A 16,377-nucleotide genomic window follows, 5' to 3' on the forward strand; every position below is an offset into this window, starting at 1 on the left:
ATGAAGAAAAAAATAATGAGCGGTCTGCTGATCCTTGTTCTGCTGATCGTCGGTATAACCGGATGCGGCAGTCAGCAGAGATCCGATGAGACGGGAAGTTCCGGAGACGAAGAAGGACAGAAAACATTTGTTTTCGGAGATACTACATTTAATGCGGAAAACGGGGAACCGGACATTAACCCTCATAATGATAACAGCGGATGGGCATGTATCAGATATGGAGTGGGAGAAACCTTGTTCCGTTTTAATGACGAAATGGAAATGGAACCATGGCTGGCGGAATCCTGTGAAAATGTGGATGAATATACCTGGAAGATTGTTTTGAGAGAAGGAATCAGTTTTACAAGCGGTCGCGTCATGGATGCAGAAGCGGTAAAAGAGTGTCTGGAAGACCTGGTAAAAAATCATCCGCGCGCGGCGGAAAATCTTTCTATTGCTGAGATTACTGCTGAGGATATGACTCTGACTATCCGCACCAGTATCCCGGTTCCGGCTCTTATCAATTATCTCGCAGATCCTTACGGTTGTATTTATGATGTGCAGGCAGGCGTGACGGAAGAGGGAATCGTGCAGGGGACAGGCCCGTACCGTGCTGTCTCTCTTACGACAGATTCGGAAATGGAACTGGTAAAAAATGAAAACTACTGGAATGGTGAGCCAAAGATTGACAAGATCACTGTGCGGACAATATCAGACGGAGATACTCTGACCATGGCGCTTCAGTCAGGTGAGATTGATGCGGCGTACGGTATGCCTTACGCAAGCTACCCGCTTTTTGAAAATGATAATTATACCTTTACCAGCTGTGAGACCAGCCGTGTATTTTTTGGAGCCATGAATTTTGAAAGCCCTGTAACCAGCGATCCTGCCGTGAGAAAGGCGATTGCCATGGGAATCGATAAAGAAGGATTTGTGGAGACGCTCCTGGGTGGAAACGGTTATCCGGCGGCAGGGGTTTACCCGGACAATGTTTCATTTGGCGGCGATGTGGTTTCTGCGGAAAGTTATGATCCGGAAGGAGCAAAACAGGTATTAGAGGAAGCGGGATGGGTTGATACAGATGGAGATGGCATCCGCGAGAAAGACGGGACGTCGCTCGTACTGCGCTGGCTGACGTATCCCAGCCGTCAGGAACAGCCGCTCTTGGCAGAATCAGCACAGGCCACTCTGGGAGAAATAGGATTTCAGGTTGAAATCAACAATACAGCGGATCACAATCGCATCCGGACGGACAGCGACGCCTGGGACATCTATGTCAGCGCCATGGTCACCGCCCCGACCGGAGATCCGGAATATTTTTTCAAGTATCACTGCCTTGACAGCTCCAGTAATAATGACGGGCATTATCACAGCGACCGGCTGGAAGAGTTGGCGCAGGAGATGGCAAAAACTTTTGATGCGGATAAAAGAGCGGAACTTGCCATACAGATGCAGAAGGTGATTCTTGATGATAATGCCTATGTCTTCTGTTCGCATTTGCGAATGAGTATGATCTCCAAGGCAAATGTGACAGGACTTACGGCTCACCCGTGTGATTATTATGAGATTACAGTTGATTTGGATATAGAATGATAAAAAAGAAGTTGATAAAAATGTTTCATAAAGGCCGGAAATCATGCGCAGAAAAAAAGACGGAGCATATCGGGAATTCTTCTTGTCTTTACGGAAAGGAGAGCGACGAAGCGCCTGTTCTGTCTTACAATGATGTTTCCGTATGTTACGGAGAAAAAACGGTTTTGTCAGATGTCAGTTTTTTGGTGAAGCCAGGAGAGATTCTGGGAATTGTGGGAGAATCGGGAAGCGGAAAAAGTACGATAATCCGGGCGGCTCTCGGAATTCTGGGAAACGGGGGAACAGTCGCCGGAGGAACGATCTGTCTTCATGGACAGGATCTCTCGCTCCTGAAAGAAAAAGAAATGCGAAAGTTCAGAGGAAGCGAAATCGGAATGATTTTTCAGGATACCAGAGCCGCTCTCTGTCCTATTCGAACGATAGAAGATCAGATTGTTGAGAGTGTGGCTGCACATAAAAAAATCTCCAGGGAAAAAATAAAAGCGCAGGCTTTGGATCTTTTTGATAAATTTGGATTAAAGCGCGGGAAGGAAATTCTTTCCAGTTATCCTTTTGAATTATCAGGAGGAATGAATCAGCGTGTGGGCATCGCCATGGCGATGCTGCTGCAGCCTTCAGTTCTGATGGCGGATGAGCCGACCAGCGCGCTGGATGTGATCGCTCAGAAAAAGGTGGTGGAAGAATTCCTGCAGCTTCGGAACATGTATCGTACCGCTATTGTTCTTGTGACCCACAATATCGGTATCGTATCTGCCATGGCGGATACGATACTTGTGCTTCATGAGGGAAAAGCTGTGGAATACGGTTCGGCAGATCAGGTGCTCCGCAGCCCTGAGAATGCTTATACAAAAGAATTACTGGCCGCCGTACCAAGGATACGGAAAAACAGCGGAACGGAAAAGTGGAACCGGCCGGCAAAGTAAAAAGTAGAACGGAGGAAATGATGAACCCCCTGCTGGAAGTAAAAAATCTCACAGTGCAGTTTGAAAAAAGAGAGGGAACGCGGTTTTCTGAAAAAAAGGAGAGAAAAAAATTTGCGGCGGTGGATTCCGTGAATTTTTGTTTGTATCCTGATGAGATACTGGGAATTGTGGGAGAATCAGGATCGGGAAAAAGTACGGTGGCAAGAGCGGTCGCCGGACTGATTCCGATATCGTCCGGAAGCATTGTGCTGGACGGAGAAGAGATCACAGATAAAAAAGGCAGAGATCTGAGAATGATATACAAAAAAATACAGATGGTGTTTCAGTCTCCGGCTGATTCTTTTGATCCAAGAAAGACATTGGGGTACAGTATTGGAGAAAGTTTAAAGAATAATGGTATGACGCGTAAGGAAGTGCGGACGGAAGTGAAAAAACTTCTTCAAAGCTGTGAATTGCCGGAAGAATTCGCAGCAAAGTATCCGCGGCAAGTCAGCGGAGGTCAGTGCCAGAGAGCGGCTATTGCCCGAGCTCTGGCTATTCGGCCGAAAATTATTGTTTTTGACGAGGCGACCAGTGCTCTGGATATGACAGTGCAGAAAAAAATCATGGAGCTGCTTTCCGGCGTAAAAAAAACCTATGGATTATCCTATCTGTTTATCTGTCATGATCTGGCCCTTGTCCATAAATTCTGCAGCCGCATTCTTGTCATGCACGATGGAAAAATTGTGGAAGAGGGCGAGCCGGATGCCGTAATCGGCAATCCCCGGAAAGAATATACCAGACAGCTGATTGACGCTGTTTTGTAAATGAAAAAATATATTGAACTCTTGCTGTTCCTGTGATATAATGCCTTCAATTGAGATTGAACCGAAAAACGTTTTGAGGCGTCACATAAGAAAATAGGCATATTAAATTGAACTTTTATCAGGAGGAACAAAAATGGCAAAGGAAACTTTCGCAGACCGGTTAAAACAGGCCATGGATGAGAAGGGAAAAAAACAGATTGACATTATCCGTGCGGCAGCCGAACAGGGCGTGAAGCTTGGAAAAAGCCATATCAGTCAGTACGTGAGCGGTAAAAATATACCGCGTACTGACATTCTTCATTGTCTGGCGGAGGTGCTCGGCGTTGATGAAGAATGGCTGAGAAACGGAAACAAGGCTTCCGATGCACCGGCAGATGAAGCTGCCGGTGCGCAGGACGCCAATACCCGAGCCGTGCATCCGGCAGGAGAGATACAGGCAGGCGGAAGCGCTGCAAAAAGTGTTTTCCCGGTGACAGACGGCGCTGGAGAGATAAAAAAAGCAGGAAGTTCAGGAGACAGACCAATGAGAGAGTTCAGAAAATCTTCAAAATTGAACAATGTATTATATGATGTGCGAGGACCGGTGGTGGATGAGGCTGCCAGAATGGAAGAAGCCGGGACGCAGATTCTGAAGCTGAATATCGGTAATCCGGCGCCGTTTGGGTTTCGGACGCCGGATGAAGTCATTTACGATATGCGCCGCCAGCTCACAGAATGTGAAGGATATTCGCCGGCAAACGGTTTGTTTTCTGCGAGAAAGGCCATTATGCAGTATGCACAGCTCAAACAGATCCCCAATGTGGGAATGGATGATATTTACACTGGAAACGGCGTCAGTGAGCTGATTAATATCTGCATGTCTGCGCTGCTGGATGATGGCGATGAGATTCTGATCCCGTCTCCGGATTATCCGCTGTGGACTGCATGCGCAACTCTTGCAGGAGGGACGGCGGTGCATTATATCTGCGATGAGCAGTCAGACTGGTATCCGGATATGGCGGACATCAGAAAGAAAATCACAGACCGCACGAAGGCAATCGTCATTATCAATCCGAACAATCCGACTGGTGCGCTGTACCCGAAAGAAGTGCTGCAGCAGATCGTGGATATTGCCAGAGAATATCAGCTGATCATTTTCTCAGATGAGATCTACGACCGTCTGGTCATGGACGGGGAGGAACATATTTCTATCGCCTCCATGGCGCCGGATCTGTTCTGCGTTACTTACAGCGGACTGTCCAAATCTCATATGATCGCCGGTTTCCGTATTGGATGGATGATTCTGAGCGGTAACAAAGATATGGCGAAAGATTATGTGGAAGGTATCAAGATGCTGTCAAACATGCGGCTGTGTTCCAATGTACCGGCCCAGTCCATCGTACAGACGGCGCTGGGAGGCCATCAGAGTGTGAAAAGCTACGTGGTTCCGGGCGGAAGAATCCGGGAGCAGAGAGATTTTATCTACAAAGCGCTCACAGACATTCCGGGAATCAGCGCGGTGAAACCAAAGGCGGCTTTCTACATTTTCCCGAAAATTGATGTGAAAAAGTTCAATATTGTCGATGACGAGAAATTTGCCCTGGATCTGCTGAGAGATAAGAAAATTCTTCTGATTCATGGCGGAGGATTCAACTGGAAGCAGCCGGATCATTTCCGGGTTGTATTTCTGCCGCGGATTGAAGTTTTGAAAGAATCTGTGGAAAAAATGGCGGATTTCTTCCAATATTATCATCAATAAAAAAGACGGACTGTTCAAGATCAGAACGGTCCGTCTTGTATTTATTTTATAAATTGTTCAATAGCTTTTTTGAACTGCTCCAATGACTCCATGTCATTATGTTCAACAGCATCGACAATACAGTGATCAAGATGATCCTTTAAGATGATCTTTCCCGTATTGGTCAGAGCAGAACGCACGGCGGCAAGCTGAATCAAAACATCGGAACAGTCCTGTCCGTTTTCTACCATTCGTTTTACCGACTCCAGATGGCCGATGGCCCGGGACAGCCGATTGACGACCGCTTTGGTCTCCGTGTGGGTATGCCCGTGGGAAAGGTTTTGTACGTTTTCGTGAGAATGTCCGTGGGAGTGACCGGATGCGCCGTTATGGGTGTGTCCGCTGCCGGAACTATGTATCTTTTCTGCTTTGGACAGAGATTCTGGTCTGTCGTTCATAGATTCACCTCCAGATGTGTTTACCAGATGTATTTATTATACGGAAAAAGAAAAAAGTTTGTCAAGAAAGACGACGGGATTTGATCGTGTTATGAAAGAGATCCGGATACAAAGATTCCGGGCAGAGGCCTGCCGCAATGCAGCGACGGCAGGCCTCTGCCCGGAGTTATGTACACTTAATCCTCTTCTTGAAATCTTTTATCGACTTTGTTATAAGAAGTAAAGTATGGTGCGAAGTCTTTCTGGTCTGATTCCAGCTTCCGGATAAAGTTGGTGCGGACCTTTTTCTCCGGAAGAGGAGTTGTGAGACCGGTCTGACGTCCCGCCTCGAAAGCCTTGAGCATCCAGGCCATGTTCCGTCCGAGGGTGCGCATGACCATCATGCCTTCCTTGTCCTGCTCCACCTCCTGCGGTGTATTGCCGAAAACAATGTTCCAGTAGGCTGATGGAACCAGAGGCATATTGCTGATAGTGAAATATTTATTAAGCTGGTCAAGGGCGGCGATGGAACCTCCCCGGCGGCAGCTGGCCACAGCGGCGCCCGGTTTGTACGGGAAACCTCCGCTTGAATAGAACATCCGGTCCAGAAAAGATGTGATGCCTCCGGCAGCAGAAGCATAGTGCACCGGGGAACCAACGATCAGTCCATCGCAGCTTTCCATTTTGGCGATGGCGACATTGACAGCGTCTTCGCCAAAAATACATTTGCCGAGCTTGTTTTTACGACACATGCCGCAGCCCATGCATCCGCGGATGGCGTCAAGACCGATGTGAAGCCATTCTGTCTCTATTTCTTCCATATGCAAAGTCTTCTCAACTTCAAGAAGCGCTCTCCACGTGCAGCCCTTCGGGTGAGGACTTCCGTTTATCAATAATACCTTCATAGTATTCATCCTTTCCAGCCATAAAAAGGTAATTATGTGGCATGATATTTCCGAATCTCATAGTTTGTGAAAAATTATATCATGAATTGCTGGAAATGTATATGAAAAAAATATGAATATGCCTTGTGTTTCTGTGTATTTTTATATATACTGGAAAAACACAGGGGATACTTTTTTGTCATTATGAAGGATGGAGAGTAAAAGAATTCAATAAACAGGGCAAGTGAGGAGGTACGCAACTATATGCATGTAATGGTACATAAGTTTAAAAAGGTACTGGTGGCGAACCGCGGTGAGATCGCGATTCGCATTTTCCGTGCCCTTGAAGAGCTGGGAATCAGCTCGATCGCTGTGTATTCCAAAGAAGACCGGTATGCGCTTTTCCGCTCCAAAGCGGATGAAGCGTACCCTCTGGACCCGGATAAGGGTCCGGTGGATGCTTATCTGGATATTCCGACTATTATCCGCATAGCCCGGGAGAAAAAGGCAGACGCCATCCATCCGGGCTACGGATTCCTTTCCGAATATCCGGCTTTTGCCGAGGCATGCCGCAAGAATGGCATTGTTTTTATCGGGCCTACAGTAGAAGCCATGAATATTATGGGAGACAAACTTTCGGCGAAGCAGGCGGCATATGACAGTAATGTACCAATAATCAGCGGGAGCGATTATATTCTGCCGGATGCGGAAGCGGCCATGGCAGAGGCAGACCGCATCGGTTATCCTGTGATGCTTAAGGCATCCAACGGCGGCGGCGGCCGTGGTATGCGCATTGTGGAACGCAGAGAGGATATGGAAGAAGCTTTTGCAAAATCAGAAAATGAGTCAAAAAGAGCTTTTGGTGAGTCCAAACTATTTCTGGAGAAATATCTTCTTCGTCCAAAGCACATCGAGGTGCAGATTCTTGGAGATAATTACGGCAATATCGTACATTTATATGACAGAGATTGTTCTGTACAGAAAAATAACCAGAAGGTTATCGAGTTCGCTCCGGCATGGACCATATCGGAGGAGATTCGAAAAAAGATTCTTGACAGCGCTAAGCGGCTGGCGAGAAGGGTAGGCTACACCAATGCGGGCACTATGGAGTTTCTGGTAGACGAGGAGGAGCATCCGTATTTCATTGAGATGAATCCGCGGATTCAGGTGGAGCACACGGTGACAGAGATGATCACGGGTATTGATATCGTAGTATGCCAGATTCTTATTGCGGAGGGATATCCGCTTAACAGTCCGGATATTCATATTTATTCTCAGAATGAGGTGAAGAGCATTGGACACGCTATTCAGGTGCGCATCACCACGGAAGACCCGTCCAACCATTTTCTTCCGGATCACGGAAAGATTGACCTGTACCGTTCCAGTGCAGGCAACGGAATCCGCCTGGATGGAGGCGTGGCTTATACCGGCGCGGTGGTCACAGCTCATTATGACAGCCTGCTTGTAAAGCTTGTTTCTCATGACCGGACTTTTGCAGGGGCTATCCGCAAGTCGGTTCGTGCTCTGAAGGAGTTCCGGATTCACGGGGTGCAGACTAACATGACGTTCCTTATCAATGTGCTGAATCATGAAGTATTTCGTCAGGGAAAATGTTATACGACTTTTATCAGTGAGACTCCGGAACTGATTGAGATGCACAGCAAACTGGACCGGACCACAAAGATTCTGGAGTTCCTGGCCAACAAGATGGTCAACGTTAATCCGGGACCGAAGCCGGATCTGGAAGACCGGGGAGTGCCGGTCATTGATACGGAAAAAGAGATTCGGGGAACCAGAGATGAATTTCTGCGGCTGGGAGCCAGAGAATTCACGCAGAAAGTATACAGAAGTAAAAAATTATATGTGACGGACACGACCATGCGTGACGCCCAGCAGTCTCTGCTTGCGACCCGGATGCGTACAAAAGAAGTGGCGGGAGCGGCGAGAGCCACAAACCTGTATTTAAAGGATGCATTTTCCATTGAAGCGTGGGGCGGCGCCACCTATGATACAGCTTATCGTTTTCTGAAAGAATCGCCGTGGAAGAGGCTGGATATTCTTCGGGAACGTATGCCGAACGTGCTCATCCAGATGCTGCTGAGGGCTTCCAATGTGGTGGGATACAGCACCTATCCGGATAATGTGATCCGTAAGTTTATCAAGGTATCCAGCGATCACGGCGTGGATGTGTACCGGATTTTTGACAGCATGAACTGGACAGAAAACATGAAGCTGCCGGTGGAGGAGGCGCTCAAAACAGGAAAGATCGTGGAAGGGGCTATCTGTTATGCCAGCGATATGATGGATCCGAAAGAGACAACCTATACTCTCGATTATTACTGTCGGAAAGCGGTGGAGCTGGAACAGATGGGGTGTCATTGTATTGCCATAAAGGACATGTCCTCGCTGCTGAAGCCGTATGCTGCGAAGAAGCTGGTGGAAGCGCTTAAAAAGGAGGTACATGTGCCGATTCATCTGCATACCCATGATACGGCGGGCAACGGTATCGGCACGTATCTGATGGCAGCTGAGGCCGGCGTGGATATCGTGGATTGTGCGATCGGTTCCATGAGTTCCATGACCAGTCAGCCGTCCATGAATTCGCTGGTGGAAGCGCTGCGGGGGACAGAGCGTGATACGCAGATCGATCCGGAGGGACTTTTGGTGCTGGATGAATATTATGCCCATGAGCGAAAGGTATATAAAGTGTTCGAAAGTGGTATGGACGCACCGGATACAGCCATTTATCAGTATGGAATGCCGGGCGGACAGTATTCCAATTTTACCGCTCAGCTGAGAGAGATGGGTGTGGTAAATAATTTTAAGGAAATCCGCAAATTATATAAAGAAGCGGATGAACTGCTGGGCAACATCATCAAGGTAACGCCGACTTCCAAGGTGGTGGGTGACCTTGCCATCTTCATGCAGCGAAACAATCTGACCAAAGAAAATATTTTTACAGAGGGCAGGGAGCTTTCTTATCCCGATTCAGTGGTGGAATATTTCCAGGGCATGCTGGGACAGCCGGAAGACGGTTTTCCGGAAGAGTTTCAGCGGATTGTATTGAAAGGACGGAAACCAATTGAAGGAAGACCGGGTGCGCTGCTGCCGGATGTGGATTTTGATAAGATCGCGGAATTTCTGCGGGAAAACTACTATATGGATACCATGGAAAAACCGGAAGTGATGGAGCAGAAAGTGTTGAGTTACGCGCTTTATCCGAGGGTGTATGAGGATTACTGCGAGCATTTCCAGGCGTACAACGATGTGTCCAAACTGGAGAGTCACATTTACTTTTATGGTCTTCGTCCCGGCGAAGAGACGGTCATCCAGATTGAGGAGGGTAATGACATCCTGATTAAGTTTGTGCAGATGTCCGAGCCAGATGAAAAGGGTTACCGGACGCTGCAATTTGAAGTCAACGGCTTTTACCGGGAGACCCGTGTTCTGGATAAACATTTTGAGGTCAAGGCAGACCGCCGTCTGAAGATGGATCCGAGAAACCCTGGTCATCTGGGCGCGTCTATGCCGGGTACCATCTGTGATATCAGAATTAAGGAAGGCGATGTGGTGAAGAAGAACATGCCGCTCATGACTATTGAGGCCATGAAGATGGAAACCACAGTCACATCCAAAGTTTCCGGTATTGTCGATAAGATTTATGTCGCCGAGGGCGATGAGGTCAATCAGGACGCTCTGCTGGTATCCTTTATTCTGGATGAGGAGGAGCTTAAAAATGTGACTCATCCGGAACTGCCGGAGATGGATCTGGCCTCGCTGTATGAGGATGATTTTAAGACCGTGTCTTTTGATATTGAAGTGGAAGACAAGGGACAGTAAACCGTTGCTGTTCACTGCGTGAACGGTAACAATAAAACACCGTGCAGGCTTTATACTGCCGCCGCTTACTCTGTTTTGACGGAATTACCCGCTTGTGGTATGATGGGGAATGGAAAAAGCTGGCGGCAGCTTTTTTGAGTATAATTCTGGATAGGAGGAAATACAGATGAAAGATAATGTCTGGTTAACATATGATGAAAAAGATGTAGAGGAACTTGAGAAACTGTCCGATGAATATAAGGCGTTTTTAAGCCGGTGCAAGACGGAACGGGAATGTACCGCTTACTTTACGAAGGAGGCAGAGAAAGCGGGATACCGTTCTCTTGATACTCTGATCAGTGAGGGAGTATCCTTAAAAGAAGGAGATAAGGTGTACGCCGTGGGCATGGGGAAAACCATCGCTCTTTTTCAGATCGGCAGAAAACCGGTGACAGACGGCATGAACATCCTCTGCGCCCACATTGATTCGCCGAGACTTGACTTAAAACAGGTGCCGTTATATGAGGATACGGAGCTGGCTTTTCTGGATACCCATTATTACGGCGGTATCAAGAAATATCAGTGGGTGACCATTCCGCTGGCACTCCACGGCGTCATTGCCAAGAAAGACGGTTCCGTGGTGGAAGTCAATATCGGAGAAAGTCCGGAGGATCCTATCGTGTATGTGACGGATCTGCTGGTACATCTGGCGTCAAAACAGCTGGCAAAGAAAGGCAGCGAGGTGGTGACCGGCGAGAATCTTGATATTCTGGTGGGAAGCCGTCCGCTGGAGGGTGAAGAAAAAGATGCGGTCAAGGCCAATATTCTTCGCCTGTTAAAAGAAAAATATGATATGGAAGAGGATGACTTCCTTTCCGCAGAGATCGAGGTGGTTCCGGCGGGACCGGCCAGAGACTGCGGTCTTGACAGGAGCATGATCGCCGGTTACGGCCACGACGACCGGGTATGTGCGTTTCCGTCTTTTCAGGCGATGATTGAGACTGAAGCGCCGGAGAAGACTTCCTGCTGTATCCTGGTAGATAAAGAGGAGATTGGCAGCGTGGGCGCCACCGGCATGCAGTCCATGTTTTTTGAAAATACTGTGGCAGAGCTCCTGGCGCTCATGGGCATGGATTCCAACCTGGCTGTGCGGCGCACGCTGGCGCGGTCAAAGATGCTGTCCTCCGATGTGAGCGCGGCTTACGACCCGGCTTACAGTGAAGCCTTTGAGAAAAAGAACTGTGCCTTTTTTGGCAAAGGTCTTGTATTAAATAAATATACCGGAGCCAGGGGCAAATCCGGTTCCAACGACGCCAATGCCGAGTATCTGGCGCAGCTTCGCCGGATCTTTGACGACAACAAAGTTGCTTTCCAGACCGCCGAGCTTGGTAAGGTTGATTTTGGCGGGGGCGGCACCATCGCCTATATCGCTGCTCTCTACGGCATGGAAGTGGTTGACAGCGGCGTGGCGGTGCTGAGCATGCACGCTCCTTGCGAGATCATCAGCAAGGCGGATCTGTACGAGGCGAAGAAAGGTTACGCCGCTTTCTTAAAAGAGGCGTGAGAAGAAAAGGGTTGTAAAAAAGTGATGGCGTGAGGGGAATAGGATGAATTGTCAGGAAGCACAGTCAAAGATATTAAATTATATCAATCATAATCTGGATCACGAAGAGACAAAAGAGTTTATCGAACATATCCGTACCTGTCCGGATTGTCAGGATGAGCTGGAGATCAATTATATCGTGATGATCGGTATGCAGCAGCTGGATGATGGAGAGATTTTGTCCGTGGATTTCCGGAAAAAATTAAAAGAAGATATTGATAAACGATATGACGAGGCAGTCAGGGAGGAGGAACGCTCTCATTCTTTCCGGGTCATAGTCATCGCATTTATCGTTTCTCTGGCTTTATGGCTTCTGGGCAGAATTCTTGCGTTTATTATATAGAAGAAAGGACACAGCATCATGGCGGATAATAAAATCATGCTTCTGGACGGGCACAGCCTGTTGAACCGCGCCTTTTACGGGCTGCCGGCACTGACCAATGCAGAAGGAAAGCATACCAATGCAGTGCTCGGATTTTTAAATATCATGCTCCGTTATATGGAGGAGGAAAAACCGACTCATCTTCTGGCGGCTTTTGACAGAAAGGAGCCTACCTTCCGGCATCTGAAATATAAAGAATATAAGGGAACGAGAAAACCGATGCCGGAAGAACTGAGGGAGCAGGTACCTTTGATGAAAGAAGTTCTCGCTTCCATGGGTATCCCGGTGGTCACTCAGGCAGGCATCGAGGCGGATGACATTCTGGGTACCATCGGCCGGGAAGCAGAAAAGGAAGATTTTGAGGTAGTCATCGTATCCGGCGACCGCGACCTCCTGCAGCTGGCAACGGACCATACAAAGATAAAGATTCCAAAGACCAAAGCCGGCGGCACCGTGACGGAGGATTATTATGCCGTCGATGTGGAGAAGCTGTACGGCGTGACGCCGACGGAATTTATTGATATGAAGGGTCTGATGGGAGACTCCTCCGATAATATTCCAGGTGTGCCGGGTATTGGTGAGAAGACGGCGGCAAAGCTGATTCAGAGCTATCATTCCATCGAAAATGCTCATGAACATCTGAATGAGATCAAGCCTGCAAAGGCGAAGAATAATCTGGGAGAATACTATGAGCAGGCGCTCATGAGTAAAGATCTTGCCACCATAAAAACTGACTGCGAGCTGGAATATCAGTTCAGGGATGCGGTGACCGGAGATATCTTTACGAAAGACGCTTATCATCTGTTTAAAAAACTGGAGTTAAAGAGTCTCTTTAAATATTTTGAAGAAGACCAGAAGGAAAAAAATGAACTGAATATCCGTGTGACCAGCGATCTGGCGGAGGCGGATCAGCTGTTTGCCGCCATGAGAGCGGCGGCAGAAAGGACAGATGCTGATGAGGAAGACCGCACGGCAGGTCTTGGCGTCATCGGCCGGTCGGGCGATTGCCGGGGCGTTTCACTGAGCTACCGGGAGGAGACGGTGCTCCTTCTGACCGGCGGGATGCTGACCGAGGATCAGCTAAAGGAGTCCCTTCTTGATCTGCTGGAAAAAGGCTTCACATTTGCCGTGCTTGACTATAAGGCGTTGCTGCATTTTGAGGAGCGGTTCCGGATATATGAGAAACAGATCGAGGACGCCGGGGTTCTTGCGTATCTCCTGAATCCACTGCAGTCCGATTATGATTATGAGGATATTGCGAGAGATTACCTGGATCTGGTTGTTCCGGCCAGGAAAGAGGTCTGCGGCAAGCAGACATTGGAAGAATGTTTCTCTCCGGAGAATGAAAAGACTGTTTATCTTGCAGGACTTCTTTCTTATGTTCCGTGGAAGGCCTGCCCGGTTCTGAAAGAAAAGCTGGCGGAGCACGGCATGGAAGAACTCTATCTAACCATCGAGCGCCCGACCACGGTGACCCTTTACGATATGGAAAAATACGGTATCTCTGTGGAGAAAGAAGCACTCAGAGAGTACGGCGAGCAGCTCACCGGACGGATTGCGGAGCTGGAGTCGTCTATCCATGCGCAGGCAGGGAAAGACTTTAATATTAATTCTCCAAAACAGCTGGGCGTCATCTTGTTCGAAGATCTGAAGATGCCTTTTGCCAAAAAGACGAAGACCGGCTATTCCACCAGCGCAGATATTCTTGAGAAGCTGGCGCCGGATTATCCGATCGTGTCGGATATTCTGGAGTACCGGCAGCTTACAAAACTGAAATCTACCTACGCCGACGGGCTGGCGGCCTTTATCGAAGAAGACGGAAAAATTCACAGCATTTTCCATCAGAAGGTGACTGCCACGGGACGTCTGTCAAGCTCTGATCCGAACCTGCAGAACATCCCGATCCGGATGCCTCTTGGCCGGGCCATCCGCAAGGTCTTTGTGCCGGAGCCGGGATATGTGTTTGTCAGCGCGGACTACTCGCAGATTGAGCTGCGGGTGCTTGCTCATATGGCCAATGACCAGAATCTTATTGACGCTTACCGCCATAATGCGGATATTCATACGGCGACGGCCTCTCAGGTATTCGGGGTGTCGGTGGATGAGGTGACTCCGCTTCTTAGAAGAAGCGCCAAGGCGGTCAACTTCGGGATTGTTTACGGCATCAGCGCTTTTGGGCTCAGTCAGGATCTGAATATCACAAGAAAAGAGGCCAACGAATATATTGAGCGGTATTTCGCCACCTATCCGGGTATCAAGACCTATCTGGACGGCAACGTGGCCTTTGCCAAAGAACACGGTTATGTGAAGACGCTGTACGGACGGATTCGTCCGATACCGGAGCTTTCTTCCAGCAACTTCATGCAGAGAAGCTTCGGCGAGCGGGCGGCCATGAATTCTTCCATTCAGGGAACGGCGGCGGATATTATCAAGATTGCCATGATCCGGGTGAGCCGCCGTCTCAGGGGAGAGCAGCTGTCTTCCCGCCTGATTCTGCAGATTCACGATGAGCTTCTCATCGAGACGAAGGAAGAGGAGACGGAGGAAGTGTACAGGATACTGAAGGAAGAGATGATGGGAGCCGCGGACTTAAGCGTACCGCTGGTTGTAGATATAGAGAAGGGTAAGACGTGGTATGAGGCAAAATAACAGCAAAGAAGCAGATACAAAGCGCCGGATTCCTGTCATCGGCGTCACCGGCGGCGTGGGCTCCGGCAAAAGCGTCGTCATGGAACTTCTGGAAAAAGAGTTTGGCGCCGGGGTGATTCTGGCGGATCTGGTGGCCCATGACCTCATGGAACCGGGAGCAGTCAGCTACCGACAGATAGTCGCGGAGTTTGGCACGGAGATTCTCGACGGGGAGGGACGTATTGACCGTCCCGCCCTGTCCCGGATCGTGTTTGGGCATCCGGAACAGCTGCAGAGACTCAATGCTATCACCCATCCCAATGTGAAACAGGAGATACTGTCCCGCATCGCCCGTTTTCGGGAGGAAGGAAATGTATCGGTCATCGCGCTGGAGGCGGCGCTTCTCATTGAGAGCGGGTACGAGGAGATTCTCGATGAACTCTGGTATGTGTATGTCAGTGAAGAGATAAGAATCAGGCGGCTCATGGAAGGCCGGGGATATACTGAAGAGAAAAGCCGCTCCATCATGGCGCAGCAGCTTGGAGAAGAGGCGTTTCGCAGCCACTGCAGCCGGATCATAGACAACAACGGCGATGTGGAAAGCCTGCGGGAGCAGCTTGTAAAGATTTTTCGTGAGGAAGGTTTACGTGCGGTAAGTTTTGATGTATAATGAACATCTCTGAGCGTCTGTACTGGTTTACGGCAGAGGCGGAAGAGAGCAGCTGTGACCTTCCGAAGCGTCCGTACGGACAAGTCGGATGGATGAAAAAGGACCGCCCTTTTTGCGGCGGAGCAAAGAAGGATGAAATATATATGGAATTAGCAAGTATTGCCAGCGGAAGCAGCGGCAATTGTATTTACATAGGGAATCAGTCTTCTCATTTTCTGGTGGATGCAGGCATCAGCCGGAAGAGGATTGTGGAAGGACTGGCGGAGATGGAGATAAAACCGGAAAATATTGACGGGATTTTTGTAACCCACGAGCATGTGGATCACATCAGCGGTCTCGGCGTATTTCTGAGGAAATATCCGGTGCCGGTGTATGCCACGGCAAAGACCATCGACCGGATCCTGCAAACCAAGTCTCTGGGCAGTATGAATCCGGATCTGTTTACCTCCGTAACACCGGATCAGCCTTTTACGATCGACGGCGTGAAGGTGGAGGCGTCGAGCATCCTGCATGACGCGGCGGACCCGGTCTGCTACACCTTTCAGGATGAGAATTCCAAGGTGGGAATCGCCACGGATTTTGGCACCTATGATGATTATCTGGTGGAGAAGATGCAGGGATGCGAGTCGCTGCTGGTGGAGGCAAACCATGACCTGAATATGCTCATGGTGGGACCGTATCCTTATCCTCTTAAGCGGCGGATCATGGGCAATACCGGACATCTGTCCAATGAGCGTGCCGGGCAGTTTCTGTCAAGGGTTATCGGTAAAAACTGCCGGAATGTATTCCTGGGACATTTGAGTAAAGAAAATAATTATGGAGAGCTTGCTTATGAGACTGTAAAGGTTGAGCTGCTGGCCCATAATATTGACATGGAAAAAGAGAATTTTACAATGCGGGTAGCGGACAGATATGCACCTACCTTTGTACTGTAAA

The 16,377-nt window shown here is 48.9% G+C and carries 12 protein-coding genes and 1 pseudogene; 11 read left to right on the plus strand and 2 right to left on the minus strand.

The window, feature by feature from the left end; genetic code table 11:
* From B5F87_RS08515 to B5F87_RS08530, 5 genes and pseudogenes are all read left to right on the plus strand, one after another.
* The gene (locus tag B5F87_RS08515; protein WP_087279718.1) at nt 1-1,572 is read left to right on the plus strand and encodes an ABC transporter substrate-binding protein; all 1,572 of its coding nucleotides are present in this window, start codon (nt 1-3) and stop codon (nt 1,570-1,572) included.
* 164 nt (nt 1,573-1,736) lie between these two features.
* Complete coding sequence (locus tag B5F87_RS08520; protein ID WP_242964340.1) at nt 1,737-2,495, plus strand: ABC transporter ATP-binding protein; 759 nt, start codon at nt 1,737-1,739, stop codon at nt 2,493-2,495.
* A 17-nt stretch (nt 2,496-2,512) separates the two neighbouring features.
* Nucleotides 2,513-3,301 (plus strand): ATP-binding cassette domain-containing protein, encoded by a 789-nt coding sequence (locus B5F87_RS08525; protein ID WP_343215749.1) that lies wholly within the window; start codon nt 2,513-2,515, stop codon nt 3,299-3,301.
* 172 nt (nt 3,302-3,473) lie between these two features.
* A pseudogene (locus B5F87_RS21710) lies at nt 3,474-3,629 on the plus strand (aspartate aminotransferase); the annotation flags it as partial.
* Between the two features lie 195 nt (nt 3,630-3,824).
* The gene (locus B5F87_RS08530) at nt 3,825-5,039 is read left to right on the plus strand and encodes an aminotransferase class I/II-fold pyridoxal phosphate-dependent enzyme (protein WP_343215750.1); all 1,215 of its coding nucleotides are present in this window, start codon (nt 3,825-3,827) and stop codon (nt 5,037-5,039) included.
* Nucleotides 5,040-5,080: 41 nt separating this feature from the next.
* On the opposite strand, the gene B5F87_RS08535 is transcribed toward B5F87_RS08530, so the two are convergent.
* Both B5F87_RS08535 and B5F87_RS08540 read right to left on the minus strand, forming a co-directional pair.
* Nucleotides 5,081-5,437: a metal-sensing transcriptional repressor gene (locus tag B5F87_RS08535; RefSeq protein ID WP_343215751.1), complete on the minus strand. Its 357-nt coding sequence runs from the start codon at nt 5,435-5,437 to the stop codon at nt 5,081-5,083.
* A gap of 215 nt (nt 5,438-5,652) precedes the next feature.
* Nucleotides 5,653-6,360, minus strand: coding sequence for a flavodoxin family protein (locus B5F87_RS08540; protein WP_087279740.1), 708 nt, complete (start codon nt 6,358-6,360; stop codon nt 5,653-5,655).
* Between the two features lie 252 nt (nt 6,361-6,612).
* On the opposite strand from B5F87_RS08540, the gene B5F87_RS08545 reads away from it, so the two are divergent.
* The 6 genes from B5F87_RS08545 to B5F87_RS08570 all read left to right on the plus strand — a co-directional run bounded on the left by B5F87_RS08545 (nt 6,613) and on the right by B5F87_RS08570 (nt 16,376).
* Nucleotides 6,613-10,179: a pyruvate carboxylase gene (locus B5F87_RS08545; RefSeq protein WP_343215752.1), complete on the plus strand. Its 3,567-nt coding sequence runs from the start codon at nt 6,613-6,615 to the stop codon at nt 10,177-10,179.
* Nucleotides 10,180-10,345: 166 nt separating this feature from the next.
* Nucleotides 10,346-11,722: an aminopeptidase gene (locus B5F87_RS08550; RefSeq protein ID WP_087279747.1), complete on the plus strand. Its 1,377-nt coding sequence runs from the start codon at nt 10,346-10,348 to the stop codon at nt 11,720-11,722.
* A gap of 43 nt (nt 11,723-11,765) precedes the next feature.
* Nucleotides 11,766-12,104 carry a zf-HC2 domain-containing protein gene (locus B5F87_RS08555; protein ID WP_087279749.1) on the plus strand — a complete coding sequence of 113 codons (339 nt, stop codon included), beginning with the start codon at nt 11,766-11,768 and terminating at the stop codon, nt 12,102-12,104.
* 18 nt (nt 12,105-12,122) lie between these two features.
* A complete protein-coding gene (gene polA / locus B5F87_RS08560) occupies nt 12,123-14,792 on the plus strand; it encodes a DNA polymerase I (RefSeq protein WP_087279752.1) in 2,670 nt (889 codons plus the stop codon).
* Nucleotides 14,779-15,441: a dephospho-CoA kinase gene (gene coaE / locus B5F87_RS08565; RefSeq protein WP_087279755.1), complete on the plus strand. Its 663-nt coding sequence runs from the start codon at nt 14,779-14,781 to the stop codon at nt 15,439-15,441. The genes polA and coaE overlap by 14 nt, the downstream gene beginning before the upstream one ends.
* Before the next feature lie 143 nt (nt 15,442-15,584).
* The gene (locus B5F87_RS08570) at nt 15,585-16,376 is read left to right on the plus strand and encodes an MBL fold metallo-hydrolase (RefSeq protein WP_087279866.1); all 792 of its coding nucleotides are present in this window, start codon (nt 15,585-15,587) and stop codon (nt 16,374-16,376) included.
* Nucleotide 16,377: the final 1 nt, after the last annotated feature.

The sequence above is a fragment of the Eubacterium sp. An3 genome (genome assembly GCF_002159465.1).
In the GTDB taxonomy this organism is placed as follows: domain Bacteria; phylum Bacillota; class Clostridia; order Lachnospirales; family Lachnospiraceae; genus Anaerobutyricum; species Anaerobutyricum stercoris.